Annotated in this window: 21 protein-coding genes; 4 read left to right on the forward strand and 17 right to left on the reverse strand. The window is 68.9% G+C overall.

The annotated features are described in order from the left end of the window. Positions 1-2: 2 nt before the first annotated feature. The 9 genes from J7654_RS10270 to J7654_RS10310 all read right to left on the reverse strand — a co-directional run bounded on the left by J7654_RS10270 (position 3) and on the right by J7654_RS10310 (position 10,341). On the reverse strand, positions 3-833 hold the full coding sequence (locus J7654_RS10270) for a carbohydrate ABC transporter permease (protein WP_209735810.1): 831 nt from the start codon (positions 831-833) through the stop codon (positions 3-5). 12 nt (positions 834-845) lie between these two features. Next, positions 846-1,718, reverse strand: a complete 873-nt coding sequence (locus J7654_RS10275) for a carbohydrate ABC transporter permease (protein ID WP_209735811.1) — start codon at positions 1,716-1,718, stop codon at positions 846-848. 245 nt (positions 1,719-1,963) lie between these two features. Then, positions 1,964-3,280, reverse strand: coding sequence for an ABC transporter substrate-binding protein (locus J7654_RS10280; protein WP_209735812.1), 1,317 nt, complete (start codon positions 3,278-3,280; stop codon positions 1,964-1,966). A gap of 146 nt (positions 3,281-3,426) precedes the next feature. Continuing rightward, positions 3,427-4,383, reverse strand: a complete 957-nt coding sequence (locus tag J7654_RS10285) for a sugar-binding transcriptional regulator (protein ID WP_209735813.1) — start codon at positions 4,381-4,383, stop codon at positions 3,427-3,429. Positions 4,384-4,471: 88 nt separating this feature from the next. Continuing rightward, positions 4,472-5,218 carry an HAD family hydrolase gene (locus J7654_RS10290; protein ID WP_209735814.1) on the reverse strand — a complete coding sequence of 249 codons (747 nt, stop codon included), beginning with the start codon at positions 5,216-5,218 and terminating at the stop codon, positions 4,472-4,474. Beyond that, complete coding sequence (locus J7654_RS10295) at positions 5,215-6,846, reverse strand: ABC transporter ATP-binding protein (protein ID WP_209735815.1); 1,632 nt, start codon at positions 6,844-6,846, stop codon at positions 5,215-5,217. Before J7654_RS10295 ends, J7654_RS10290 begins: the two co-directional genes overlap by 4 nt. Then, positions 6,846-7,661, reverse strand: coding sequence for an ABC transporter permease (locus tag J7654_RS10300; protein WP_209735816.1), 816 nt, complete (start codon positions 7,659-7,661; stop codon positions 6,846-6,848). Before J7654_RS10300 ends, J7654_RS10295 begins: the two co-directional genes overlap by 1 nt. Then, positions 7,658-8,740, reverse strand: coding sequence for an ABC transporter permease (locus tag J7654_RS10305; protein ID WP_377946333.1), 1,083 nt, complete (start codon positions 8,738-8,740; stop codon positions 7,658-7,660). The genes J7654_RS10300 and J7654_RS10305 overlap by 4 nt, the downstream gene beginning before the upstream one ends. A gap of 5 nt (positions 8,741-8,745) precedes the next feature. Continuing rightward, positions 8,746-10,341, reverse strand: a complete 1,596-nt coding sequence (locus tag J7654_RS10310) for an ABC transporter substrate-binding protein (protein ID WP_377946326.1) — start codon at positions 10,339-10,341, stop codon at positions 8,746-8,748. Between the two features lie 347 nt (positions 10,342-10,688). On the opposite strand from J7654_RS10310, the gene galU reads away from it, so the two are divergent. Then, the gene (gene galU, locus J7654_RS10315; protein WP_209735817.1) at positions 10,689-11,594 is read left to right on the forward strand and encodes a UTP--glucose-1-phosphate uridylyltransferase GalU; all 906 of its coding nucleotides are present in this window, start codon (positions 10,689-10,691) and stop codon (positions 11,592-11,594) included. A gap of 10 nt (positions 11,595-11,604) precedes the next feature. Here galU and J7654_RS10320 read toward each other — a convergent pair whose 3' ends face one another. Further along, the gene (locus J7654_RS10320; RefSeq protein WP_209735818.1) at positions 11,605-13,200 is read right to left on the reverse strand and encodes an outer membrane beta-barrel protein; all 1,596 of its coding nucleotides are present in this window, start codon (positions 13,198-13,200) and stop codon (positions 11,605-11,607) included. A gap of 178 nt (positions 13,201-13,378) precedes the next feature. On the opposite strand from J7654_RS10320, the gene J7654_RS10325 reads away from it, so the two are divergent. Then, complete coding sequence (locus tag J7654_RS10325; RefSeq protein ID WP_209735819.1) at positions 13,379-14,356, forward strand: KpsF/GutQ family sugar-phosphate isomerase; 978 nt, start codon at positions 13,379-13,381, stop codon at positions 14,354-14,356. Here J7654_RS10325 and J7654_RS10330 read toward each other — a convergent pair whose 3' ends face one another. The 6 genes from J7654_RS10330 to J7654_RS10355 all read right to left on the reverse strand — a co-directional run bounded on the left by J7654_RS10330 (position 14,357) and on the right by J7654_RS10355 (position 19,553). Continuing rightward, positions 14,357-14,818 (reverse strand): NfeD family protein, encoded by a 462-nt coding sequence (locus J7654_RS10330; protein ID WP_209735820.1) that lies wholly within the window; start codon positions 14,816-14,818, stop codon positions 14,357-14,359. It lies immediately after the preceding gene. A 6-nt stretch (positions 14,819-14,824) separates the two neighbouring features. Beyond that, positions 14,825-15,844, reverse strand: a complete 1,020-nt coding sequence (locus tag J7654_RS10335) for an SPFH domain-containing protein (RefSeq protein WP_209735821.1) — start codon at positions 15,842-15,844, stop codon at positions 14,825-14,827. Between the two features lie 64 nt (positions 15,845-15,908). After that, positions 15,909-16,970: a ferrochelatase gene (gene hemH, locus J7654_RS10340; RefSeq protein WP_209735822.1), complete on the reverse strand. Its 1,062-nt coding sequence runs from the start codon at positions 16,968-16,970 to the stop codon at positions 15,909-15,911. Between the two features lie 95 nt (positions 16,971-17,065). Continuing rightward, complete coding sequence (locus J7654_RS10345; RefSeq protein ID WP_209735823.1) at positions 17,066-17,446, reverse strand: Omp10 family outer membrane lipoprotein; 381 nt, start codon at positions 17,444-17,446, stop codon at positions 17,066-17,068. A gap of 79 nt (positions 17,447-17,525) precedes the next feature. After that, complete coding sequence (locus tag J7654_RS10350; protein ID WP_209735824.1) at positions 17,526-17,987, reverse strand: nuclear transport factor 2 family protein; 462 nt, start codon at positions 17,985-17,987, stop codon at positions 17,526-17,528. A 120-nt stretch (positions 17,988-18,107) separates the two neighbouring features. Continuing rightward, positions 18,108-19,553 carry a homospermidine synthase gene (locus J7654_RS10355; RefSeq protein ID WP_209735825.1) on the reverse strand — a complete coding sequence of 482 codons (1,446 nt, stop codon included), beginning with the start codon at positions 19,551-19,553 and terminating at the stop codon, positions 18,108-18,110. A 138-nt stretch (positions 19,554-19,691) separates the two neighbouring features. Here J7654_RS10355 and J7654_RS10360 point away from each other — a divergent pair, with 138 nt between their 5' ends. Further along, positions 19,692-20,654 carry a small ribosomal subunit Rsm22 family protein gene (locus J7654_RS10360; RefSeq protein WP_209735826.1) on the forward strand — a complete coding sequence of 321 codons (963 nt, stop codon included), beginning with the start codon at positions 19,692-19,694 and terminating at the stop codon, positions 20,652-20,654. Here the strand turns inward: J7654_RS10360 and J7654_RS10365 are convergent. Then, positions 20,651-22,480, reverse strand: coding sequence for a M3 family oligoendopeptidase (locus J7654_RS10365; RefSeq protein WP_209735827.1), 1,830 nt, complete (start codon positions 22,478-22,480; stop codon positions 20,651-20,653). The genes J7654_RS10360 and J7654_RS10365 overlap by 4 nt on opposite strands. 347 nt (positions 22,481-22,827) lie before the next feature. On the opposite strand from J7654_RS10365, the gene J7654_RS10370 reads away from it, so the two are divergent. Then, complete coding sequence (locus tag J7654_RS10370) at positions 22,828-24,600, forward strand: peptidoglycan L,D-endopeptidase MepK (RefSeq protein ID WP_209735828.1); 1,773 nt, start codon at positions 22,828-22,830, stop codon at positions 24,598-24,600. The last annotated feature ends 105 nt before the right edge of the window (positions 24,601-24,705 follow it).

A 24,705-nucleotide genomic window follows, 5' to 3' on the forward strand; every position in this document is an offset into this window, starting at 1 on the left:
CCTTACTTGACGGCGCCGAAGGTCAGGCCGCGCACGAGCTGCTTCTGCGAGAACCAGCCGATGATCAGGATCGGCGCGATGGCCATGGTCGAGGCCGCCGAAAGCTTGGCGTAGAAATTGCCCTGCGGGCTGGAGAAGGATGCGATGAAGGCCGAGAGGGGCGCGGCGTTGGTGGTGGTGAGGTTCAGCGTCCAGAACGCCTCGTTCCAGGCCAGGATCACCGACAGCAGCACGGTGGAGGCAATGCCCGGAACGGCCATGGGCGCCAGGACCTGCGTGATCTCCTTGGCGAGCGTTGCGCCGTCCATGCGCGCCGCCTCCAGGATCTCACCCGGGATCTCCTTGAAGTAAGTGTAGAGCATCCAGACCATGATCGGCAGGTTGATGAGGAACAGCACCCCGATCAGCCCCACGCGCGTGTCCAGGAGGTTGAAGTCGCGGAAGATCAGGGTGATCGGCACCAGCACGCCGACGGCCGGCAGCATCTTGGTGGACAGCATCCACAGGAGCACGTCCTTGGTGCGGGGCGTGGGCGAGAAGGCCATGGCCCAGGCCGCGGGTACGGCGAAGAGCAGGCCGACCAGCGTGGAGCCGAAGGCGAGGTAGACCGAGTTGAGCGCGAAGCGGAAATAGTTCGAGCGCTCGTGGATGGCGAAATAGTTCTCCAGCGTCCAGTCGAAGAAGACGAAGCGCGGCGGAATGGAGATCGCCTGAAGCTCGGTCTTGAACGAGGTGAGCACCGTCCAGAGAACGGGGAAGAAGATCAGGAATCCGACCGTCCAGCCGAGGATGGTGAAGCCGATCTTGCGGCGGGTGGAGACTGCGCGGGCCATGGATTCGTCTCCCTACGCGTCGAGATTCTTGCCGATGAGGCGGATGAGGAAGAAGGCGACGATATTGGCGAGGATGACCGCCACGATGCCGCCCGCCGAAGCGCCGCCCACATCGAACTGGAGGAGCGCCTGGGAGTAGACGAGATAGGGGATGTTCGTCGTCTGCAGGCCCGGCCCGCCGCTCGTCGTCACGTAGATCTCGGCGAAGATGGAGAGCAGGAAGATCGTCTGGATGAGGATCACGACGGTGATGGCGCGCGCCATGTGCGGCAGCGTGATGTACCAGAAGATCGAGAGCACGCCGGCCCCGTCCATCTCCGCCGCCTCCTTCTGGTCCTCCGAGAGGGACTGGAGGGCCGTGAGCAGGATCAGCGTGGAGAAGGGCAGCCATTGCCAGGCGACGATGATGATGACGGCGGTGAGCGGCGCGGTGGAGAACCAGTCGATCGCACCCAGGCCGATGAAGTTCAGGAACTGCCCGATCACCCCGTAGACGGGGTTCATCATCATGTTCTTCCACACCAGCGCCGCGACCGTGGGCATGACGAAGAAGGGCGCGATCACCAGAAGGCGCACGATGTTGACGCCGTAGAAGGCCTGGTCGAGCAGGAGCGCGAGCAGGATGCCGCCGCCGACCGTGATGACGAGGACGCCGAGCACGAGGGCCAGCGTGTTGCGCAGCGCGGTGAAGAAAGCCGGATCGGACAGGAAGAAGCGGTAGTTCGTCAGCCCGATGAAGGGCGTGTCGCCCGGATTGAACAGATTGTAGTTGAGCGTGGAGAAATAGAGCGTCAGCGACAGCGGCACGATCATCCAGATCAGGAGCGCGATCACCGAAGGCGCCATCATCAGGCGCGCGGCCGATTTGGTCTGTGTCGTCGCCATGGGTCCGGTGCCTTCCTCCAGGCTTTTCGCGTCATTCCGGCCCCTGGCCGGAATTCATGCCGTTCCTCGCCGAAAGCCGGGACGCCCGCCGTGCCGCCTCGTCGCCCATCCGGCGGCGCATGGCCCGGCATGGGTGCCGGCTCGGGGCCGGGACGACGAAGGGGGAAGGGCGGCGTTGCGTCATCGGCGGATCGGGCGGGACGCCCCCACGGGAGGGACGCCCCTTCGTCTCGCCTGGGAGGCGGTTACTGGATGTAGCCGGCGCGCGTCATCTCGCGGGTCGCGGCGGCCTGGGCCGAGGCGAGGGCCTGATCGACGCTCATGCTGCCGGAGACGGCGGCCGCCATCTGCTGGCCGACGGCGGTGCCGAGACCCTGGAACTCCGGGATCGCCGCGAACTGGAGGCCCACATAGGGCTTGTCGTCGGTGATCGAGGGGTCCGCGTTGTCGATCGCGTTCAGCGTCGCCTGCGCGAACGGCGCCTCGGCCGTATACTGCGCGTTCTCATAGAGCGAGGTGCGGGTGCCGGGAGGCACGTTGGCCCAGCCCTCGTTCTCGGCCACGAGCTCCAGATAGGCCCTGGAGGTCGCCCAGGCGATGAAGGTTTCCGCCGCTTCCGCCTTCTGCGAGCCGGCGGGGATGGCCAGCGACCACGCCCACAGCCAGTTCGCGCCGTTGTTCGGGCAATTGTCGATGCCGCACGGGAAGGGCGCGAAGCCGACATTCTCCGCGACCTGGCTCTCCTCGGGATTCGTCACGAAGGAGGCCGCCACGGTCGCGTCCATCCACATGGCGCAGCGGCCCTGGTTGAAGAGCGAGAGGTTCTCGTTGAAGCCGTTGGAGGCCGCACCCGGAGGGCCGTACTCGGTCATCATCTGCACATATTGCGTCACCGCCGTGCGCCAGCCCTCGCCTTCGAACTGCGGTTGCCAGCTCGCGTCGAAATAATTGGCGCCGAAGGAGCGGGCCATGGCGCCGAGGAAGGCCATGTTCTCGCCCCAGCCCGGCTTGCCGCGCAGGCAGATGCCGTAGACGTCCGAATTCTGCTCGGTGATGGTCCGGGCGGCCTCGGCGACGAACTCCCATGTCGGCGCTTCCGGCATCTCCAGCCCGGCCGCCTCGAAGAGGTCCGTGCGGTAGAGCGTCATCGCGCTCTCGGCGTAGAAGGGCGCGGCATAGAGCGTGCCGTCGGCCGAGAGAGCCTCGCGGATCGGGGGCAGGATGTCGTCGACATCGTAGTCCTCACCCAGATTGTTCAGCGGCAGCAGCCACTCGTTCGCGGCCCAGATCGGCACTTCGTAGGTGCCGATGGTCATCACGTCGAACTGCCCGCCGCTGGTGGCGATGTCGGTCGTCACGCGCTGGCGCAGGACGTTCTCCTCCAGCGTGACCCAGTTGAGCGCGATGTCGGGATGCTTCTCGGTGAAATCCTGCGTCAGACCCTGCATGCGGATCATGTCGCCGTTGTTGACGGTGCCGATGGTGAGCGTCGTCTGGGCTCCGGCGGTGCCGGCAAGGGCCAGCAACGAAACGGCGCCCGCAGCGAGTGCGCGGTGAAACATGTCGGAAAGCCTCCCAGCTCGTTTGAGCAAATACTCAATGCCGGGGCAAATTCTCACTACAACTGCACGCTGTCAACGGAAATGCGTTCCGCGTCGCACCATCGTGGCGACCGGCGATCACTCTCCTGCGTTGTAGTTCTTTGCCGTCAGGCGGCCAGCAGCCGCTCGCTCGTCGCCTCGTCGGTGATGAGCCCGCTGACGAGCCCGCCGCTGAGCGCCGCGCGAATCGCCGGCAGTTTCCGCTCTCCCATCGCCAGCGCGATGGATTCGGCCCCCGGCCCGGCCGGAAGCGGGACGCTGGCCACCCGCTCGTTATAGGCGCAGTCGATGATCCGCCCCTGCGCGTCGAAGGCCCAGCCGACGATCTCGCCCACCGCGCCGAGGCCCACGAGGTCCGCGCATTCCTCGGCCGTGATGTAGCCGTCCTTCACCAGGGGCGCGTCCGGGCCGATCTCGCCCACGCCCACGAAGACGACGCCGGCCCCGGCCGCGAGCGAGAGGGTGCGCCTGACCACCTTCTGCTCGTGCAGGAGCGCCCGCTCCTGAGGGCTGGAGACGACGACGGGCAGGGGCATGGGATGATGCGGCGCGCGGATCGCGTCCGCCATGGAGAAGATGACGTTGTAGACCGAGGCCGAGCCGTCGAGCGTGATGTTGCCCGTCAGCGATACGATGCGATGTTGCGGGCAGTCCATCGGCGGTAGGTGCTCGACGGCGGCCTTGAGCGTGCGCCCGGTTCCCATGGCGATGATCAGCGGCTCGCTCTGGCGCAGGCGCCGCTCCATCTCCGCCGCGCCGGCCAGCGCGATGCCGAGCGTGGTGGAGGGGGAGGACGCGTCCGAGGGCACGACTTCGGCGAAGGACAGGCCGAACCGCTCGCGCAGCCGCCGCGCGAGATCGAGGCAGGCCGCGATGGGGTGGTCGATCCGCACCTTCACAAGGCCCGCGCTGACCGACAGGGAAACGAGGCGCTGGGCGCTCTGGCGCGAGATCTGCAAGGTCTGGGCGATCTCGTCCTGCGTCTTGCCGGCCACGTAGTAGAGCCAGCCCGCGCGCGCCGCATCGTCGAGGCGTGCGGCCTCGTCCTGTCTCGTCCTCGCCATCTCGTCTTGCCTCCCGGCGGATTCCGGACCTCTATGTCGCGTGAAGCGCCGGCCGCGGCAAGCATCCTGTGGGTGCAGGGCTCCTGGCCTACCCCGCGCAGCGGTCCGTGTCCTGCCGGCGCTGGTCCTCCAGATGGGTGCAAAGGGCCGCAAGGTCGTCGATCACCAGATCGGCCAGGCCGTCGAGGGCGGCGCGCGCGGCCGGCGTGCGGGCCAGCCCCACGGCCAGCGCGCCGGCCGCCTTGGCGGCGGCCATGTCGTGGCCCGTGTCGCCGATCATCGCCACCTCCTCGGGCGCCGCGCCGATGGCGCGGGCGAAGGCGTGGACCATGCCCGGCCCGGGCTTGGAGCCATGGCCGCTGTCGTAGCCCGCCACGAAGGCGAAGCGCTCGCGCACGCCAAGGCGCTCCAGATGCGCATGGGCCGCGCTCTGCGTGTCGTTGGTGGCCAGGCCCACCGCCAGTCCCATGGCGAGGATCGCATCGAGGCCTGGCGCCACGTCCTCGTAGCCGGTCAGCGAGACGAGGCTGTGCTCGTGGAAGAGCGCGTTCATGCGGGCGGCGAACCGCGCGTCGAACGGCACGCCCAGAAGCCGCGCCCAGACGGGCCCGAACTCGTCCGGCGCGCCCGCGATGATGGGCGAGGCCACCTCGAAGCTTCTCTTCTGCGGATCGAACCCGGCGGCCTCGGCCAGCCGCGCGGCCTTGGCGGGGTCGCCCTGCGCCAGCGCGGCCACCACGGCGGCTGTCGCGGGCCCCCAGGTCGCCTCGAAGTCGAGCAGCGTCCCGTCCTTGTCGAAGAGGATGCCCTTCAGCGCCGGCCGGTCCCGCCTCATGCGCCCGCCCCCTCCAGGTCGCGCCTTTCCGCCAGAACCTCTTCCAGCCACCCGAGCCGCATCTCCGGCACCGAGGCCAGCAGCTTTTCGGTGTAGTCGTCGAAGGGCGGGGAGAGCACTTGCGACTTGGCGCCGAAGCGCACCACGCGGCCGCGATGCATGACGGCCACCGAATCGGCGATGGCGCGCACGGTGGCGATGTCGTGGGTGATGAAGAGGTAGGACAGGCCCTTTTCCGCCTGCAACCGCGCGAGAAGATCGAGAATGCCGTCGGCCACCAGAGGATCGAGCGCGGAGGTGGGCTCGTCGCACAGGATGATCTCGGGATCGGCCGCCAGCGCGCGGGCGATCGCCACGCGCTGCTTCTGCCCGCCCGAAAGCTCGGCCGGGTAGCGGTCGATGAAGCCTTCGCCCATCTCGATCTGGTCGAGAAGCTCCTTTACCCGCGCCGTCTTTCCGGCCCCGCGCAGGCCGAAATAGAAGGTGAGCGGGCGCCCGAGGATCTGGCGCACCGTATGGCGCGGATTCATGGCCGTGTCGGCCATCTGGTAGATCATCTGCACCTTGCGCAGATCCTCGCGCGTGCGATCCTTCAGCCGCGCGGTCAGCGGCTTGCCCTCGAACAGGACGGAGCCGGAGGAGGGGGCCAGAAGCCCCGTGACGACGCGCGCGAGGGTGGACTTGCCCGAGCCCGATTCGCCCACCACCGCGAGCGTCTGCCCCTTCGGCAGGTGCATGGACACGTCGAACAGGACGGGCGTCTGGCCGTAGGCCGCGGACACCCCCTCGATGGAGAGCGCCCGCCCGCCCTGGTCGGGCGCCTCCGGCTTCTCGTGACGGCGCACGCCGATGAGCTTGCGCGTATACTCCTCGCGCGGGGCCTCGATGATCTGCGCCGTCGGCCCGTATTCCACCGTCCGCCCGTGCCGCAGCACCATGATGTCGTCGGCGATCTGCGCGACGACGGCAAGGTCGTGCGTGACGTAGATCGCCGAGGAGCGCGTCTCCGCCAGCGCCGCCTTGATGGCGACGAGAACGCCGATCTGCGTCGTCACGTCGAGCGCGGTGGTGGGCTCGTCGAAGACGATGAGGTCGGGGCAGGTCACGAGCGCCATCGCCGTCATCGCCCGCTGGAGCTGGCCGCCCGAGACCTGATGGGGATAGCGCCGGCCGAAATGGTCCGGGTCCGGCAGGCCGAGGACCGTGAACAGGCGGCGCGCCCGGGTCTGGGCCTGCGCGCGGCTCATCGTGCCATGGGCCAGCGCCGTTTCCACGATCTGGTCCCCCAGCCGGTGGGCGGGGTTGAACGCGGCGGCCGCGGACTGCGCGACATAGGCGACGCGCGCGCCGCGAAGCTCGCGCACCTGCCCCGGCTTCATGGCCAGGAGGTCCTTGCCCAGAAGCCGCACCTTGCCGCCGGTGATCTCGACCCCGCCGCGCCCGTAGGCGAGGGCGGAAAGGCCGATGGTGGACTTGCCGGCGCCCGACTCGCCGATCAGCCCCAGCACCTTGCCGGGCGCGATGGAGAAGGACACGTCGTCCACGATGGTCAGCCGGCGCGGCGCCTCGCCGGGCGTGTGGGCGGTGGCCTCGATCCTGAGGTTCTCGACGGACAGAACGGTTTCCATCAGCCCCGCCCTCCCTTCAGGCTCGACGTGCGGTTCAGCAGCCAGTCCACCACCAGATTGACCGAGATGGACAGAAGGGCGATGGCCGCGCCGGGAATCAGCGCGGCGGAGACGCCGAACAGGATGCCGTCCCTGTTGTCGCGCACCATGCCGCCCCAGTCGGCGGCCGGCGGCTGGATGCCGAGGCCGAGGAAGGACAGGGTGGACAAAAAGAGCACCGCGAAGGCGAAGCGCAGGCCGAACTCGGCCAGCAGCGGGGAAAGCGCGTTGGGCAGGATCTCGCGGAACACGATCCACAGCGTGCCTTCGCCCCGCAGCCGTGCCGCTTCCACGAAGTCCATCACCGCGATGTCCACCGCCACGGCGCGGCCGAGGCGGAAGACGCGGGTGGAATCGAGCACCGCCATCACCGCGACCAGGATGCCGAGCTGCTGGGGCAGGGCCGCCAGCACGACGAGGGCGAAGATCAGCGTGGGGATCGACATGAGCAGGTCGTTGAAGCGCGACAGCACCTGGTCCGTCCAGCCGCGCATCGCCGCGGCCACGAAGGACAGGATCGTGCCGGCCAGGAAGGCCAGAACCGTGGCCGCCAGCGCGACGCCGATCGTGGTGCGCGCGCCCCAGATGAGGCGGGAGAGAAGGTCGCGGCCCAGATTGTCGGTGCCCAGCCAGAACTCGCCGCCGACCGGCAGCCAGACGTCGCCCACCACCTGCCGCTCCCCATAGGGCGCGATCCACGGCGCGAAGAGGGCGCAGGTGAGGGCGAGCGCGACGCCGGCCATGCCGATCCAGGCGGAAAAGGGAACGCGCCTCATCGCGGATGCCTCAGTCGTGGATTGCTCACGATGCCCAGAATGTCGGCCAGCGTGTTGAGGACGATGTAGACGGCGGCGAAGATGAGGCCGCAGGCCTGCACCACCGGCATGTCACGCACCGAGACCGCGTCCACCAGATACTGCCCCATGCCCGGATAGACGAAGACGACCTCCACCACGACCACGCCCACCACGAGGTAGGCAAGGTTCAGCGCCACCACGTTGATGACGGGCGCCAGGGCGTTCGGCGCGGCATGGCGGGCGATGACGGTGAGGCGCGACAGCCCCTTCAGCTCCGCCGTCTCGATATAGGCCGAGGACATGACGTTGAGGATCGCGGCGCGCGTCATGCGCATCATATGGGCCAGCACCACGAGCACGAGCGTGGCGCAGGGCAGCGCGATGGTGGCGAGCCGCTCGCCGAGGCCCATGCCGGAATGGACCGTCGCCGGAAAGGCGAACCACCCCGTGTTCACGGCGAAGAACAGGATGAGCAGGTAGCCGACGAAGAATTCCGGCAGCGAGATGGCCGCCAGCGAGACGACGTTGATCGCCCGGTCCGCGAGGCGGTCGCGATAGAGCACGGCCAGCATGCCGAGGCCGATGGCGAGCGGCACCGAGACGATGGCGGCGGCGGCGGCGAGGAACAGCGTGTTGCCCAGCCGCAGGCCGATCTGGTCGGCCACCGGCCGCCCGCTGGCCCAGGAGGAGCCGAAATCGCCCTGCACGATGCCGCCGAGCCACTGGAAGTAGCGGGTGAGCGCCGGCTGGTCGAGGCCGAGCTCGGCGCGGATATTGGCCACGGCCTGGGGCGTCGCGCTTTGGCCGAGATAGGTCTGCGCGAAGTCTCCCGGCAGCGCCTCCACGCCCAGGAAGAGCAGCATGGACACGGCGAGGAGGAGGCCGATGCCGAGCAATATCCGCTGCCCGATCAGCGAAAGGAGCGGATGGCGCGCGAACCAGGATGATGTCGAGCCGGGGGGCGGATTGGTAGGGAGGGGCTGGCCCGCAGAGGACGACGGGCCGGAGCCCGCCGCGCTGTCGTTCTGCGGGCCGGCGGTGTCGGCCTGCGAGGGAATCACGCTCAAGCGTCCAGCCACACGCGCGTGGCCACGTAGCCGTTCGAGGTGTCGTTGCCGATGTCGTGCACGAAGCCCTTCACCTCGGCGCGGGCCGCGTTCACGAAGTCGTTGAACATGGGGATGATGGCGCCGCCCTCGTCGCGCACGATGAGCGCCATCTCGCGGTAGAGCTCGCGGCGGCGGCCCTCGTCCAGCTCGGGCCGCGCCTCGAGGAGCAGGCTGTCGAAGCGCTCGTTGCTGAAGCGCGTGTCGTTCCAGTCCGCCCGCGAGTAATAGCCGGTGGAATAGAACTGGTCCTGCGTGGCGCGCCCGCCCCAGTAGGAGGCGCAGAAGGGCTGCACGTTCCACACATTGGACCAGTAGCCGTCGCCCGGCTCGCGCCGGATCTCAATCTGGATGCCGGCCTGCGCGCAGGTCTGCTGGTAGAGCTGCGCGGCGTCCACCGCGCCGGGAAAGGCCACGTCGGAAGTGCGCAGGAGGATCGGGCCTTCATGGCCGGATTCACGCAGGTGGAAGGCGGCCCGGTCCGGGTCGAACGGGCGCTGCTCGATATCGTCCGGGGCCAGCGCGTAGTTCTGGTTGATGGGAAAGTCGTTGCCCACCGAGCCGAAGCCGCGCAGCACGGTTTCCAGCATCGCCTCGCGGTCGATCGCGTATTTCAGCGCCAGCCGCAGGTCGTTGTTGTCGAACGGGGCCGTGTTGGTGTGGGCCGGGAAGAGGTAATGGCCGCGCCCCGAGGTCTGGAGAATCTCGATATTGGGAGCGCGCGCCAGGAGGTCGACCGTACGAGGCTCGACGCGGTTGACGAAATGGACCTGGCCGGAGGAGAGCGCCGCCGTCCGGGCCGTGGCGTCGTTGATGACGAGCAGTTCCACCGAGTCCACGAAGCCGCGATCGTCGCGCCAGTCGTTCTCGTTGCGCGTGAACATGATGCGCACGCCCGGCTCGAAACTCTCGATCCTGTAGGGCCCGGTGCCGATGCCGGCATTGGGGTCGTCGCGCCCGCCGTTCGGCTGGATGATCAGGTGATAGTCGGACAGGAGCAGCGGCAGGTCGGCGTCGCCCGTCGTCAGCGTGACGACGAGCTCGTCGCCATCCGCCTCCACGCTTTCCACGCCCTCCATGATGCCGAGCGCGGCGGAGTTCGATTCCGCGTCGGAGTGGCGCTGGAGCGTGGCCACGCAATCCTCCACCGTCAGCTCCTTGCCGTCGTGGAACTGCACGCCCCGGCGGATGCGCAGGCGCCAGACGCGCGCATCCTCGGAGGCTTCCCAGGATTCGGCCAGGCCCGGCAGCGGCAGGCCGGTCTCGGGGTGCGTCTCCACCAGCGTGTCGCCGAAATTGCGCCCGGTGATGAGCATGACGTTGGCCAGGTACAGGCCGGGGTCGAGAACGTCGGTGGAGCCGCCGCCCTGGATGCCGAGGCGCAGGTGCCCGCCGCGCCGGGGTGTCTCCTCCTGCGCCTTCGCGCCCGTCGTCAGCAGCCCGGTCGCGGTCGAGAGGCTCAGGCCGGCCGCGGCCGCCGCGCCCAGGAAGTCCCGCCGGCTCATGCCGCCGCGAGCAGCAATGCGAGCAAGATGGTGCATCCGATCGGTCAAAGGGAAAAATCTCCGTTCCAGGCTGGAAGACTATCGCGGCCCGTTCGCCATGCCGCGTCCATCAATTGTGGCCTAAAAACGGGCCGCGTCAAACCGGGGCCGCCGAATCGACGCCGGAAGGGGCCTTTTCGCAAGACGGTTAAGAGCGGCATTTCAGGGACTTGCAGCGCGTTAGGCCGGGCATCGGCGGCCATCCTGCTTGGCCGAAAGGATAGGCGGCTTGCGCGAATCCTTCGCTCTCGCCGGACGCTCGCCATTTTCTTTCCCCTAGGTCCGGGTTAGCGTGCCGCCGGAGGGGAAATGCCGCCATGCGGCCGCATGTTTCTATTTTTGCAAAAGGGGTTTCAATGCGCAAGGTACGCAAGGCCGTCTTTCCGGTGGCGGGTCTGGGAACCAGATTCCTGCCCGCCACGAAGGCGATCCCCAAGGAGATGCTCACGGTCGTGGACCGTCCCGTCATCCAGTATGTGGTGGACGAGGCGAGGCAGGCCGGGATCGAGCACCTGATCTTCGTGACCGGGCGCAACAAGGGCGTCATCGAGGACTATTTCGACATCCAGGTCGAGCTGGTCCACACCCTGTCCGACCGAGGCAAGCAGGCCGAGCTCGATCTTCTGGAACAGCTCCAGCCGACGCCGGGGACGGCCAGCTTCACTCGCCAGCAGTCGCCGCTGGGCCTCGGCCACGCGGTCTGGTGCGCGCGCGACCTCGTGGGGCCCGAGCCCTTCGCGCTGCTGCTCCCGGACATGATCATGCAGGCCGAACAGGGCTGCATGAAGCGCATGGTGGAGCTTTACGAGGAGACCGGCGGCAACGTCCTTTCCGTGGAACAGTGTGATCCCGCCGAGACGGCCAAATACGGCATCGTGGGGCGCGGCAACGACGTTTCCACCGGCTTTCGCATCGACGGCATGGTCGAGAAGCCCGCCCCGGCGCAGGCGCCCTCGAACTTCTTCATCTCCGGCCGCTACATCCTCCAGCCCGAGATCTTCGACATCCTGGCCACGCAGGAGAAGGGCGCGGGCAACGAGATCCAGTTGACCGACGGCATGTTGAAGCTGGCCGCCCGGCAGGAGTTCTACGGCTACCACTTCACCGGCCGCACCTTCGACTGCGGCTCGAAGGAGGGCTTCATCGAGGCCAATGTGGCCTTCGCGCTCTGGCGCCCGGACATTCGCGAGAAGGTCTACGACCATCTGCAGGAGCTGATCGACACGGTGGAGCCGGCCCAGAAGCGTAGCGCCGCCGAGTAGGCCCGCCTGCCTAGCGCTGCCAGCGCATGCCCATGCGCAGCGAGTTGGCGGTGTAGTCCGCGTCTCGCCCATCGCCCTCGAACCGCTCATGGCGGGCGAGGGCGGTGAGCGCGAGGGCGCGATTGAGCCAGTGGGTCACGCCCGCCTCGGCCGCATAGGTCACATCGTCCCGCGCGCCGGGCCCGTCTCCCTGGCGAAACGCCGCGCCGATCCGCCCGTTGAACTCGGTGCGCGCGGTGGCGCGGTGGCGCAGCGCGAGCGCGGTCTCGTAGACGGTCGATGTCGTCAGGTTCGATTCGTCCGGATCGAAATAGGTGGAGGCGGACAGGACGACATCCGTGCCCCGCCGTGGGGACCAGGCAAGGCTCATGTCCACCGTGGGGCTGGAGAGCGTCTCCAGGGCCCCGTCCTCCGGCGCGTTCCACGCGTAGCCGAGCGCCGCCTCGCCGGTAAGCTTCTCCGTGAAGTCGAAGGCCACGCCGGCGCGCAGGGCGTGGATCAGCGAATCGCCGCCATTGTCCGAATCGAATACACGCTGGCCGAGCGAAGCCGCCAGGAAGGGCCGGAGCGAGGGGGCGATCTCGTATCCCGCCCGCAGCCCGAGCGTGGCCGTGGTGAAGTCGCGGCTTTCGCCCGAGGGAGCCGAATCGCGCTCCTCGCGCACAAGGTCTCCGGCGACGGACAAGGTGAGGGGGCCGATGTCGCGGCGCAGCTCCGCGCCCCCCGAATAGGCCAGGATATCCGGCCGCTCGCTCGCGGGCAGGCCGGGCTCGGCGAGGATGGCGTCCTCGCGCGCGTAGGACAGCGCGCCGCGCAGCGTGCCGCTCCAGTCCTGCGCGATGTCCAGCCGAAGCTGGCCGTCCAGCCCGATGCGCGGCTCCTCGCGTGCCTCGCCGCTGAAATTGCGCCGGTAGCCGGCCATGGCGTTGATCTCCAGCGCGTGGCGCGACCAGTCCGACAGGAGCCGGGCCGAGGCCCGTGTCTCGGTGAAGGCGCCCGAGACCTCGGTCCTGTCGGCGCCGAGATTGTCCGAGTAGCCGACCTCCTGCTCGATGGAGGGCAGGAGGAGCAAGCGGCCGAGCCGCACGCCCTGCGCGGCAAAGGGGTCATCCCCACGCACCGGCAGGCTCGCGCGCAAGGCCGCCGAGGCCGGATCGACGCGGCCCTCCACCGGCACGGCGGCGAAGGTGGGGGAACGCACGGGCCCGAGCGTGGCAAAGGGCGCGGCGGCAGGGGCGGCGGCCGGCTCCGTCGGCCGGCCCTCGCCCGGCGTGCCGCTCGGCGCGGCGGTCCGCCCGGCCGGGCCGGCGGCCCCGCCCGGCAGGTTCTCGCGCCGGCTCACGGGCGTTTGCGGGCCCTCGAACAGGTCGAAGGGCAGAGCCTCCTCCTCCTCGTCCGGCGCGACCTCTTCCCGCGTCGTAGCGTCCTCCTCGGAGGCCGGGGGCGTGCGCAGAAGCGAGGGATCGTCCTCGATCCGTCCGTAATCCTGCGAGTCGAGCGTGCGAAGGTCGAGCGTGCCGGGGCGAAGCTCCTGGGCCGCCGCCGTCGCGCCTCCGGCGAGGAGCGCCAGCGCAATCACGGTCATCGGCGCGGCGCGTTGGGCCATGGCAAAGGGCTCTGTCGTCTCATGGCGCCGCCCGGCCGGCACGCGCGAAATCCTTTCCGAACCCTAAACAGGCAGGGTTAACGAAACATTGAGACGAGGCGCGCACGGCGCGCCGCTTTGCGCGAGCCTCGTCTTTGGGCTACAGCCGGGCCGACGCGACGAGCGGCGATGGATGCATATGGACAGCTTCGACAAGACGAGCCCCGCCGCCTCGGCGGCCCGCACGATCTCCACCGAAGCCGAAGGGCTGCGGGCTCTGGCCGGGGCCGTGGAAGGGCCGATGCGCGAGGCCTTCGGGCGCGTGGTGGACAGGCTCGCCGCCCTCAAGGGCCGTGTCATCGTAACGGGTATCGGCAAAAGCGGGCACATCGCCACCAAGCTGGCGGCCACCTTCGCCTCCACCGGCACGCCGGCCTTCTTCGTCCACCCGGTGGAGGCCAACCACGGCGACCTCGGCATGATCGGGCGCGGCGATGCGGTGCTGGCCATGTCCTGGTCGGGCGAATCGGCCGAGCTCAAGGGCATCGTGGCCTATACGCGCCGCTTCGCCATCCCGCTGGTCTGCATCACCTCGCGCCCGGCCTCGGCGCTGGCCAAGGAGAGCGACGAGGTGCTGCTGCTGCCGCGCGCGGCCGAGGCCTGCCCCCATGGCCTGGCGCCCACGACCTCCACCACCATGCAGCTCGCGCTCGGCGATGCGCTGGCCGTGGCGCTTCTGGAGCGGCGCGGCTTCTCGGCCGGCGACTTCCGCGTCTTCCATCCCGGCGGCCAGCTCGGCGCGAGCCTGACCCATGTCGGCGACATCATGCACACCGGCGAGACGCTGCCGCTGGTGCCGAGCGGCACGCCCATGTCGGAGGCCATCGTCGCCATCTCGCGCAAGGGGTTCGGCTGCGTCGCGGTGGTGGAGGGCGGGCGGCTGCTCGGCATCGTGACGGACGGCGACCTGCGCCGAAACCTTCACGCCGACCTGCTCTCGCGCACCGTCGACGAGGTGATGACGCGCGATCCCAAGACGATCTCGCCCGAAACGCTGGCGGTGAAGGCGCTGGAGATGCTGAACGCCGCCAACATCACCGCGCTGATGGTCGTGAGCGACGGCGCGCCGGTGGGCATCGTCCACCTGCACGATTTGCTGCGGATCGGCGTCGCCTGATCAGGACAGGTCGGGCGGGCCCGGCTCGGCCGGGCGCACCGTCAGGACGGAGCCGTCCGCGCCCTTGATGACCACGCGCGCGCCCCGGGGCAGGTCGGGGCCTTCCACGGTCCACCAGCCATCCTCGATGGAGACCCGCCCACGCCCGCCCTCGATGGCTTCGCTCAACGTGGCGGTGCGCCCGATCAGCCGGCGCGTGCGGTGGTTGAGGTCCGTCCCGTCCGTGCGCGTGCCGCGCTGCCCGTACCATTTGTGCCCCAGAAGCACGGCGACCAGCGAGACGACGGCGAAGCCGATCACTTCGCTCTGCCAGCCAAGGCCGGGAAAGAGAAAGGCGTTCGTGCCCACCACCAGCGCGGCGATGCCGAAGAAGAGAAGATAGACGCCGGGCGCCGCCAGCTCGAGGGCCAGCAGCACCAGCCCGAGAATCCACCAGCCATAGGTTGCGAGGATATCGGCCATCGCGCGCTATGCCCGTTCGCCCACCGTGGGAACGCCCGCCGGGTGGCGCCGCGTGGCGGCCGCCGGCGGGGCCGTGGTGCCGGGTGCCTGCGCCTCCGGGAAGCTGCTCCGGGCGATCTCGGCGATGCCGCCGATGGCCCCGATCAGCGAGGAGGCTTCGAGAGGCATGAGGACGACGCGCTGGTTCGGGGCCGAGGCGATCTTGGCGAGCGCCTCGGTGTATTTCTGCGCCACGAAATAGTTGATGGCCTGCACGTCGCCCGCCGCGATGGCCTCGGAGACCAGCCTAGTCGCGGTCGCCTCCGCCTCGGCCAGCCGTTCGCGCGCCTCGGCCTCGCGATAGGCCGCCTCGCGCTTGCCCTCCGCCTCCAGGATCTGCGACTGCTTCTCGCCCTCCGCGCGCAGGATCTTGGCGGCCCGCGCGCCCTCCGCCTCGAGGATCTCCGCGCGCTTCTCGCGCTCGGCCATCATCTGCCGGCCCATGGATTCCACGAGGTTGGCCGGCGGGTTGATGTCCTTGATCTCGATTCGCGTGATCTTGATGCCCCAGGAATGGGCCGCTTGGTCCACCACGCGCAGGATGCGCTCGGAAATGGCGTCGCGGTTCGACAGCAGGTCGTCGAGGTCCATGGAGCCCATGACGGAGCGCAGGTTGGTCATGACGAGATTGAGGATGGCGTTCTTCAGGCCGGAAACCTCGTAGGCCGCCGCCGCCGCGTCGAGGATCTGGTAGAAGGCCACGCCATCGGCCGCGACCGAGGCGTTGTCGCGGGTGATGACCTCTTGCGTGGGAACGTCGAGCACCTGCTCCATCATGTTCATCTTGTGCCCCACGCGCTCCACGAAGGGCACGATGAGGTTGAGGCCCGGCGTGAGCGTGCGGGTGTATTTGCCGAAATTCTCGATGGTGAAATTGTAGCCCTGCGGCACGATCTTGATGGCCGACAGAAGGGCGAGGACGGCGAAGACGAGAAGGACGATGACGACGAGACCGAAGCCGGTCACCGGAAAGCCGTCGAAAAGCATCGTCTCGTTCCTCCTGATCTGCCTCCCCCAGATACGGCCTTCGGCCGCGAAAGGCGAGGGCGTCTCAGCCGATCCACCCCGAAAGCTCGCGCCGCACCATATGTTCGATCACGTCCATTCCCTCGGCCGAATCGTTGAGGCACGGGATATGCGTGAAATGGGCGCCGCCATGCTCCCGGAAGATGTCGCCCGCCTCGCCCGCGATTTCCTCCAGCGTTTCCAGGCAGTCGGCGACGAAGCCGGGGTTGAAGACGGCGACGGAGCGGATGCCGTCCCTCGCCAACGCCTCCATCGTCTTGTCCGTATAGGGCTGGAGCCACTCCTCCGGGCCGAAGCGGGACTGGAAGGTGGTCATCAGCCGCCCCGGCGCCCAGCCGAGTCGCTCTTCCAGGAGGCGCGAGGTCTTCTGGCAGTGGCAGTGATAGGGGTCGCCGGCCTTGAAGTAGCTTTGCGGGATGCCGTGATAGGATGCGACGACGCGTTCCGGCTCGAAGTCCAGCCCCGCCAGATGCGTCTCGATGGAGCGGGCGAGGGCGTCGATATAGACCGGCTCGTCGTGATAGGGGGGCACGGTGCGCGCCGCGGGCATCCAGCGCTTGGTGCTCAGATGCTCGAAGAATTTGTCGTTCACCGTCGCCGTGGTCGCGGCGGAGTATTGCGGGTAGAGCGGGAAGCACAGGATGCGCTCGCACCCCTTCTCGATCAGCGCGTCCACCCGCTCGGCGATGGAGGGCTTGCCGTAGCGCATCCCCCAGTCCACCACGACGCTCCTCTCGCCCGACAGGCGCTCCGCCAGCTTCTCGCCCTGCGCGCGGGTGAAGGTGCGCAGGGGCGATTCGTTGCGCTCCCTGTTCCAGATCTGCTCATAGGCATGGCCGGACTTTTTGGGGCGCGTGTTGAGGACGATGCCGTACAGAATCGGATACCAGAGAGCGCGCGGCCACTCGATGACGCGGCGATCCGACAGGAATTCGCGCAGGTAGCGGCGCATCGGCCAGAAGTCCGTTCCATCCGGCGTGCCGAGATTGACCAGAAGGACCCCGACCTTCTTCGCCTTGACCGGCGGGTGCCCGGCCGGAAGCGGGCCGATGGCCGTTGCGGCTGCGGGCGTGAAGGGAGCGTTCATCGTGGGGAATCCGTGGCCTGTGCTGCAAGCGGGCGTTCAGGCCACGGAATATGGTTCATTCGCCGGAGCGTTTCCAGACGGCGCGGTGTCGCGCCTCAGGCGCGGCGCGTCAGTTCGAAGCGCGTGCCGCCCGCCGTCACGCAGGCCATGCGGTCGGCCGCCATCTGGCTGCAATTGATGGCCGATTCCTGCCCGCTGGTGTTGGAGCGGGAATTGATGGTGATCTGGCTGGGGCCGACATTGCGGTAGTTGCCGGTGGCCAGCGGCGCGCCCGTCGCGTCCTCGGTGGAGGAGAAGCTGCCGCCGGAGAAGGTGGCCGTGTAGGCCACCGGGCCGCCCACCGCGGCCCAGCGCCCCTCAATGCCGGTCTGGCGCGGCGCGATCTCCGCGCGCGTCAGCCGGTCGGATGGCGAGACGCAGGCCCCCAGGGCGAGCACGGCGGTCAGGATCGCGAGGGTGGGGACGTGGCGGTTCATGCGGGAAGGCTCCGGGCAGGGGATGGTTAGAACGGATTATGGAGGAAAACGCGCCGCTTGGAAGGGCACTGCGGCGCAATCACAGCGCGGCGACCTCGCTGCGCCGAGCGGGAAGCACGGAGTGCACCGAGCCGATGGTCTCGATGGCGCGGATGCGCGCGTCCGAGGTGAAGGAGAACCAGTACATGGTGGTGCCCGTGACGAGCGAGCCGTCGCGCTCGTCCTCGCGCGTCCAGTCGCAGCGGCTGGCCGCCGCGTCGCCGTCCACGATGATGCCGCGCTGCTCGAAGGAGATGTAGCGGGAGCGCTTGAGAAGCTCGCCGACGAAGGCCTTGGCCTCCGTCTCGCCGGCAAGGCGGTATTCGCCCTCCATCCGGTCGTACCAGGGCGCATCGATCAGCCCGGCATTGGAGCGGTTGGAAAAGACGGCGCCCGGCGCGAAATGGCGTGCAATCTCGCCCGCCTTGCCGGTCATCACCGCCTCCATCACGGCGCGAACCACCGCATGTTCCCTGCGGTCGTCCGTCCAGAAGTCCTCCATCCGCGTCTCCTCGGCGTCGCCCCCGATCAGGCGCCACGGGGACCCGGTCCTCGTCGATTCGGGATGGATCGGGAACGCAGCGCTCCCGATCCAAAGTCCTATATAGAACAAACCGTTCCTTCAGCGAACCAGAATGTTTCTGAACTGCCAGGGGTCCTTCTCGTCCAGATCCTCCGGAAAGAGGCCCGGCCGGTCGGCCAGCGGCGTCCAGTCCGTGTAGTAGCCCTTCACCGGGCCGAGATAGGGGGTCTGCACCTCGAGGCAGCGGCGATAGTCCATCTCGTCGGCTTCCACGATGCCGGCCTCGGGGTTCTCCAGCGCCCAGACCATGCCCGCCAGCACCGCCGACGTGACCTGGAGGCCCGTGGCGTTCTGGTAGGGCGCGATCCGGCGCGTCTCCTCCAGCGAGAGCTGGGAGCCGTACCAGTAGGCGTTCTTCGCGTGGCCGTAGAGCAGGACGCCCAGCTCGTCGATCCCGTCCGTCAGCTCGTCCTCGTCCAGAACATGATGTTCCGGCTGGATCCTGCCGGCCGCGCCGAACAATTCGTGCAGTGAGAGCACGGCGTCGTTGCACGGGTGGTAGGCGTAGTGCACCGTGGGGCGAAACGTCACCTCGTCGCTCTTGTTGCGATGGGTGAAGTAGTCCGCGATCGAGATCGACTCGTTGTGGGTGACGAGGAAGCCGTACTGCGCGCCCGGCGTGGGGCACCATGTGCGCACGCGCGTGTTGGCCCCGGGCTGCTCCAGATAGATCGCCGCCTTGCAGCCCTTTTCGTGATCGCGGGCGTTCTTGGGCCGCCACTTCTCGTGCGTGCCCCAGCCCAGCTCGGCCGGCTGCATGCCCTCCGACAGGAAGCCCTCGACCGACCAGGTGTTCCAGAACACGTTCATGGGCTTGGGCTTGACCGCGCGCTGCGTGTCCCGCTCGGCGATGTGCACGCCCTTCACGCCGCTCTTCTTCATGAGCTTCGCCCAGCCCTCGCGGTCGCCGGCCGCCGGCTCCTCGAACGTCATGCCCGTGTCGCGGCAGATGTCCACCAGCGCCTGCTTGACGAACCAGGAGACCATGCCCGGATTGGCGCCGCAGGTGGAAACCGCCGTGGTGCCGCCCGGACGGGCCCGCTTCTCCTTGCGCAGCGTCTCGCGCAGGGCGTAGTTCGTGCGGTCCGCGTTCGACATCGTGTCGTCGAAGTAGAAGCCGAGCCAGGGCTCGATCACCGTGTCGATGTAGAGCACGCCCAGCTCGCGGCACAGGCGCATGAGGTCGACCGAGCCGGTATCCACCGAGAGGTTGACGCAGAAGCCCTGGCCCTCGCCCTCGGTGAGAAGGGGAGTCAGCAATTCCTTGTAGTTGTTGCGCGTCACGGCCTCCTGCACGAAACGCACGCCGCGCTCGTCGAGGATGGCGCGGTTGTCCGCCTTGGGGTCGATCACCGTCAGGCGCGCCTTGTCGTACTCGAAATGGCGCTCGATCAGCGGCAGCGTGCCCCGTCCGATGGAGCCGAAGCCGATCATCACGATGGGGCCGGTGATCTTGCCGTGGATCGGGTGGTTTTCGTTCGCCATTTTCGATGAAGCTTCCTTGTGGGCGGCCGTGGCCTGTGAACTGGTCGGCTAGACCAGAATGAGGGGAATTGAAAGGGCGATGCCGATCATAGGCAAGGCTCGTGACTTTCGCGCGACGAAACGGCAAGAAGCTGGCCCATGGAACTGCCCGCCCCCTTGAGACGCGCCATAGAGGACGCACTGGCCGAGACGCCCCTCGACGCGCTGAGGCGCGCGGGCGAGACGCTTTCGCAACGCTACCGCGCCGAGACGCGCGACGGCCGGCTCCATATCGGCGACGATCTGCGCGCCAGGGCCTATGTGGCCGCCCGCATGCCCGCGACCTATGCCGCGATCCGCGAGGCGATGGCGCAGACGGCCGGGGCCCGGCCCGATCTCGCGCCGCGAAGCCTTCTGGATGTGGGCGCCGGCCCCGGCACGGTGCTCTGGGCGGCAGCCGACGCGTTCGATGGCCTTTGCGCCGCCACGCTTCTGGAGGCGAGCGACCCGATCCGGCGCATGGCCGAGCGGCTGGCTGGCGGCGCCTTCGCCTTCGCGCCCGCCTTCGTCGCCGGCGATGCCCGAAAGGCGCTGGCGGCCGCCGCGCCGGCCGATCTGGTGACGCTCTCCTACGTGCTGGATGAAGTATCGCCCGAAGAGGGGCGGCGCCTCGTCGCCGAGCTGTGGGGGCGCACGCAGGGCGTCCTCATCATCGTGGAGCCCGGAACGCCGGCCGGATGGCGGCGCATCCTCGCCGCGCGGGCGCAGCTTCTGGCAGGCGGCGCCCATCTCGTCGCACCATGCCCGCACCACGAGGCCTGTCCCGTGGCGGCGCCCGACTGGTGCCACTTCGCCCGGCGCCTGCCGCGCTCGCGCCTGCATCGGCTGGTGAAGGGCGGCGAGGCGCCCTTCGAGGACGAGAAATTCGCCTATCTCGCCGTGGCACGCACCCCCGCGCCCGGCCCGCGGGCCCGAATCCTCTCCATGCCGCGCGGCGGCGGCGGGCGCATCTCCCTCAAGCTCTGCCGGGACGACGGCGCGCTGGAGGAGCGCGTCGTCAGCCGGCGGGACGGGGAGGCATTCAAGGCCGCCCGCCGCGCCATGTGGGGCGGGGCCTTCTAGTCCTCCAGCGCTTCCAGCTCGTCGATCAGGCCGGCGATGACGCCGAGCCCCCTGGCCCAGAAGCCCGGATCGCTCGCGTCGAGCCCGAACGGTGCCAGAAGCTGCGAGTGGTGCTTGGTGCCACCGGCCCGCAGCATGGCGAAATACTTCTCCTGGAAGCCCTCTTCCGAGCCCTGGTAGACGGCATAGAGAGAGTTCACCAGACAGTCGCCGAAAGCGTAGGCATAGACGTAGAAGGGCGAGTGCACGAAATGCGGCACATAGGTCCAGAACGTCTCGTAGCCCGGGCCGAGATGGATGGAGGGGCCCAGGCTCTCGGCCTGCACCTCGCGCCAGATTCGCCCGATCTCCTCGGAGGTCAGCTCGCCCTCGCGCCGCGCCTCGTGCACGCGCCGCTCGAACAGGTAGAAGGCGATCTGGCGCACCACGGTGTTGATCATGTCCTCCACCTTGGAGGCCAGGAGCGCGCGGCGCTCGGTCTTGCCGGTGGTCCGCTCCAGCAGCGAGCGGAAGGTCAGCATCTCGCCGAACACCGAGGCCGTCTCGGCCAGCGTGAGGGGCGTGGGGGCCATCAGCGCGCCCTGTTCGGCGGCCAGCACCTGATGCACGCCATGGCCCAGCTCGTGCGCCAGCGTCATCACGTCGCGCTGCTTGCCCATGTAGTTGACGAGCACATAGGGGTGCGCGGAGGGCACGGTGGGATGGGCGAAGGCGCCGGGCGACTTGCCCGGCCGCACGCCCGCGTCGATCCACCCGCGATCGAAGAACCGGCTGGCGATCTCCGCCATGTCGCTCGAAAAACCAGCATAGGCCGAAAGCACCGTCTCGCGCGCCTCCCGCCAGGGAATGTCGTTGCGCTTCGGGCCGGGGAGGGGCGCGTTCCGGTCGTAGGATTCAAGCCGCTCCAGCCCGAGCCAACGGCTCTTCAACGCGTAGTAGCGATGCGAGATGGCCGGATAACTGGCCTGCACGGCCGTTGCCAGCGCATCGACCACCTCACGTTCGACCCGGTTGGCCAAATGGCGCGAATCGGCCACGTCGGAGAAGCCCCGCCAGCGGTCGGAGATCTCCTTGTCCTTGGCCAGCGTGTTGGTGACGAGGGTGAAGAGCCGCAGGTTCTGCGAGAAGACCTTGGTCAGCGCCTCCGAGGCCTTGCGCCTCACGTCGCGATTCTCGTCCTGGAGGAGGTTCAGCGTCTCCTCCAGCGCCAGCGTCCGCCCGTCCACATCGAAGCGCAGGGCCGTCATCGTCTCGTCGAAGAGGCGGTTCCACGCGCCCTGGCCCGTCACGGACTTCTCCAGGAACAGCTCCTCCACCCGCTCCTCGAGCTGGAAGGGCTTGTCTTGGCGCAGGTCCACGATCCACGGGCGGTAATGGGCCAGCGCGGCGTTGGCCTCCATCGCCCGGTCGACGACCGCGTCCTCGATCCCGTTCAGCTCCAGCGAGAAGAACAGGAGCCGCGCGGATATGTCGGTCAGCCGCCCCTGCATGTCCCCGTAGAACTTGGCATTGCGGGGCGAGGCGGTGTCGCCGGCGTAGAGAAGCCCGGCATAGGAGGCCAGTCGCCCGAGAAGCTCCTCCAGTGCCTCCAGCTCCGCCAGCGCCTCGGCCAGCGCCCCGCCGCCCGGGCTGGCCGCTTCCTGCGCCAGCTTGCCGCGAAAGCGCTCCTGAAACGCGAGCGCGCGCCGGCCCGCTTCCGCGAGGTCGGCGCCGATGCGCTCACTGTCCGGGCTCTCGTAGAGGTCGGCGAGATTCCACTCCGGCAGCGGCCCGTCTAGGGACTGGACTCGGGCCGTGGCTTCGGAAGCGCTGGTGCGGAAGGGCATGAAAACCTCGAATCTGATGGTCGCCGCCCTCGGGGCCCGGCCCGGAGCCAGGCGCGGAAGCGGCTTGTCGTGCCGCACCATATGGGGGAAGCGCGGGGCGTTGGAAGCTCCTTCGCGACGGCGGGCGAGGGCGGTTGCGCCGAATCGCACAGGGGCTGCAACGAAATTCACCGGGTGTTAACCGGTTTACTTTGTATTAGAGGTGAATTTGGGAGAACTGTCATCGTCGTGCCGCAGTTGCGGCGGACGAAGGACACAAATGACCCGATGACTTCAGTCCGGCCCGCCTGCGTTGGGGACAATCGCGAGCGAGTCGCCGATCCGAGGGGAAACGCCGGATGTTCGCTATGACCGGACGCGCCGTGCGCCGCTGGGCGCACGCAGCCGCCATCGCCGCCGCCAGCCTGATGCTGGTCGTCACCAGCGGCGGCACGGCCGAGGCCGAAACCCGGACATTGAAGCTCTACCACGTACACCTGCGCGAGAAGACCGAGATCACCTACAAGCGCAACGGCCGCTTCCTGCCCGACGGGCTGAAGAAGGCCAACTGGGCCCTGCGCGACTGGCGCGAGAGCAAGCCCACCGACATGGACCCCCATCTGCTGGACTTCCTCTGGGAAATCCAGCGCCGCTCCGGCACGCGCGACTACATCAACATCATCGGCGGCTACCGTTCGCCCAAGACCAACCGGACCCTGCGCTCGCGCTCCAGCGGTGTGGCGGACAACAGCCAGCACACGCGCGGCAAGGCCATCGACTTCTTCATCCCGGACGTGCCCCTCTCTCGCGTTCGCTCCATCGCCCTCCAGTTGCAGCTCGGCGGCGTCGGCTACTATCCGCGCTCCGGCTCGCCTTTCGTCCATATCGACATGGGCAATGGCCGCTACTGGCCGCGCATGAACCGCAACGAGCTGGCCAAGATCTTCCCGCAGGGGAACACGATCTATCTGCCGGCCGACGGCAAGCCCCTGCCGGGCTACCAGACCGCGCTCGCCTCGTACAACCAGCGCCGCAGCGGCGCCTCCGTGCAGATGGCCGATGCGCGCTCCGGCGGGCCCACGCTTCTCGCGCGCCTCTTCGGTGGCGGCGCGGACGAGGCCGAGGACGAGGCGGAAGCGGCCACCGCGCCCGTGCCGAGGCCCGCCGCGCCGGCCCGCCGCGCGCCGGCGCCAGCGCCGGCCGTCCAGGTCGCCGCCGCCCAGCCTTCGCGGCCCACGGCGCCCGCGCAGCTTCCGGCCGGCGTGCCCATGCCCGAGCGCAATGCCTTCGACACCTCCGCACGCAGCGGCGCGCGGGCCCCGGTGCCGGGCGCCGAGATTCCGCGCGAGCGGGAAGTCGCAGCCCTCGACCTTGCCCGTGTGCCCGTTCCCGCCAGCGCCCCGGCCCGGTCCGCGCCGGCCGTCGTTGCCGCCGCCGCCGAGGAAGCGCCCGTCGCCGGAACGGTTTCGCAGACGCTCGTCGCCGCGCTGGAAACGCCGGCGCCGAGCGCAGCCAGCGCCGGCCAGCTCGCCTATGTGCCGACGCCCAGCACGCGCCCGCCCTTCGAGGCCATCCTGCAGGCGTTGCCGGTGCCCCAGGCCGCGCCGGCCGTCGCCGCCGCGGACAGCGAGGACCAGCCCGTCGCCATGGCCTCGCTGGAGGCTTCCGCGCCCCTGCCGGTCGCCGCGCCTCCGGTTCCGGCCGCGCAGCCGGCGTCGGAAGAGCCTTCGCTCGCCGACGGGACACCCGTTCCCTCCGCGCTCGTCGCGGCGCTGGAGGAAGCGGCCGATATCGCCCCCACGGACCTGGCCGCCGCGCCCATGGACGAGCCGGCGCCCTCCCTGTCCGGCAAGGGCGGCCGCGTCCTGAGATCCGAGGCCGCGCGTGCCCAGCCGGCCGCGCCCAGGGTCATGGATGTGGACGAGATGATCGGTCGCCGGATCGAGGTCGCCTCGCTCGTGACGGGCCTGGAAGACCGCGCGCTGGAATCGCGCCCGGCCAGGCCGCGCGGCAACATGCTCGTGGTGGATGTTCCGGTGGCCGGGGTGGCCAGCGGCTTCGCGCCGGCCACAAGTGTTTCGGCCAGCGATCGCTTCAGCGGATCGGCGGTCAACTTCCTGCCGATGCAAAGGCTCAATTGAGTCTCGTCCGCCTTCTTGCCCGATTCCCGGCTTAAATTCGCAGCACGCTTCGGCGTGCTGCTTCGTATGGGGCGCGATGCTTTTGCGCGCTGGGTGTATGAGTTG

Origin of the sequence: Aureimonas populi (assembly GCF_017815515.1) — a bacterium.
GTDB lineage: Bacteria > Pseudomonadota > Alphaproteobacteria > Rhizobiales > Rhizobiaceae > Aureimonas > Aureimonas populi.

Bases quoted from the DNA above. Each gene is read 5' to 3' on its own strand.
- J7654_RS10270 (WP_209735810.1), bottom strand. From the start codon at position 833: ATGGCCCGCGCAGTCTCCACCCGCCGCAAGATCGGCTTCACCATCCTC.
- J7654_RS10275 (WP_209735811.1), bottom strand. From the start codon at position 1,718: ATGGCGACGACACAGACCAAATCGGCCGCGCGCCTGATGATGGCGCCT.
- J7654_RS10280 (WP_209735812.1), bottom strand. From the start codon at position 3,280: ATGTTTCACCGCGCACTCGCTGCGGGCGCCGTTTCGTTGCTGGCCCTT.
- J7654_RS10285 (WP_209735813.1), bottom strand. From the start codon at position 4,383: ATGGCGAGGACGAGACAGGACGAGGCCGCACGCCTCGACGATGCGGCG.
- J7654_RS10290 (WP_209735814.1), bottom strand. From the start codon at position 5,218: ATGAGGCGGGACCGGCCGGCGCTGAAGGGCATCCTCTTCGACAAGGAC.
- J7654_RS10295 (WP_209735815.1), bottom strand. From the start codon at position 6,846: ATGGAAACCGTTCTGTCCGTCGAGAACCTCAGGATCGAGGCCACCGCC.
- J7654_RS10300 (WP_209735816.1), bottom strand. From the start codon at position 7,661: ATGAGGCGCGTTCCCTTTTCCGCCTGGATCGGCATGGCCGGCGTCGCG.
- galU (WP_209735817.1), top strand. From the start codon at position 10,689: ATGCGCAAGGTACGCAAGGCCGTCTTTCCGGTGGCGGGTCTGGGAACC.
- J7654_RS10320 (WP_209735818.1), bottom strand. From the start codon at position 13,200: ATGGCCCAACGCGCCGCGCCGATGACCGTGATTGCGCTGGCGCTCCTC.
- J7654_RS10325 (WP_209735819.1), top strand. From the start codon at position 13,379: ATGGACAGCTTCGACAAGACGAGCCCCGCCGCCTCGGCGGCCCGCACG.
- J7654_RS10330 (WP_209735820.1), bottom strand. From the start codon at position 14,818: ATGGCCGATATCCTCGCAACCTATGGCTGGTGGATTCTCGGGCTGGTG.
- J7654_RS10335 (WP_209735821.1), bottom strand. From the start codon at position 15,844: ATGCTTTTCGACGGCTTTCCGGTGACCGGCTTCGGTCTCGTCGTCATC.
- hemH (WP_209735822.1), bottom strand. From the start codon at position 16,970: ATGAACGCTCCCTTCACGCCCGCAGCCGCAACGGCCATCGGCCCGCTT.
- J7654_RS10345 (WP_209735823.1), bottom strand. From the start codon at position 17,446: ATGAACCGCCACGTCCCCACCCTCGCGATCCTGACCGCCGTGCTCGCC.
- J7654_RS10350 (WP_209735824.1), bottom strand. From the start codon at position 17,987: ATGGAGGACTTCTGGACGGACGACCGCAGGGAACATGCGGTGGTTCGC.
- J7654_RS10355 (WP_209735825.1), bottom strand. From the start codon at position 19,553: ATGGCGAACGAAAACCACCCGATCCACGGCAAGATCACCGGCCCCATC.
- J7654_RS10360 (WP_209735826.1), top strand. From the start codon at position 19,692: ATGGAACTGCCCGCCCCCTTGAGACGCGCCATAGAGGACGCACTGGCC.
- J7654_RS10365 (WP_209735827.1), bottom strand. From the start codon at position 22,480: ATGCCCTTCCGCACCAGCGCTTCCGAAGCCACGGCCCGAGTCCAGTCC.
- J7654_RS10370 (WP_209735828.1), top strand. From the start codon at position 22,828: ATGACCGGACGCGCCGTGCGCCGCTGGGCGCACGCAGCCGCCATCGCC.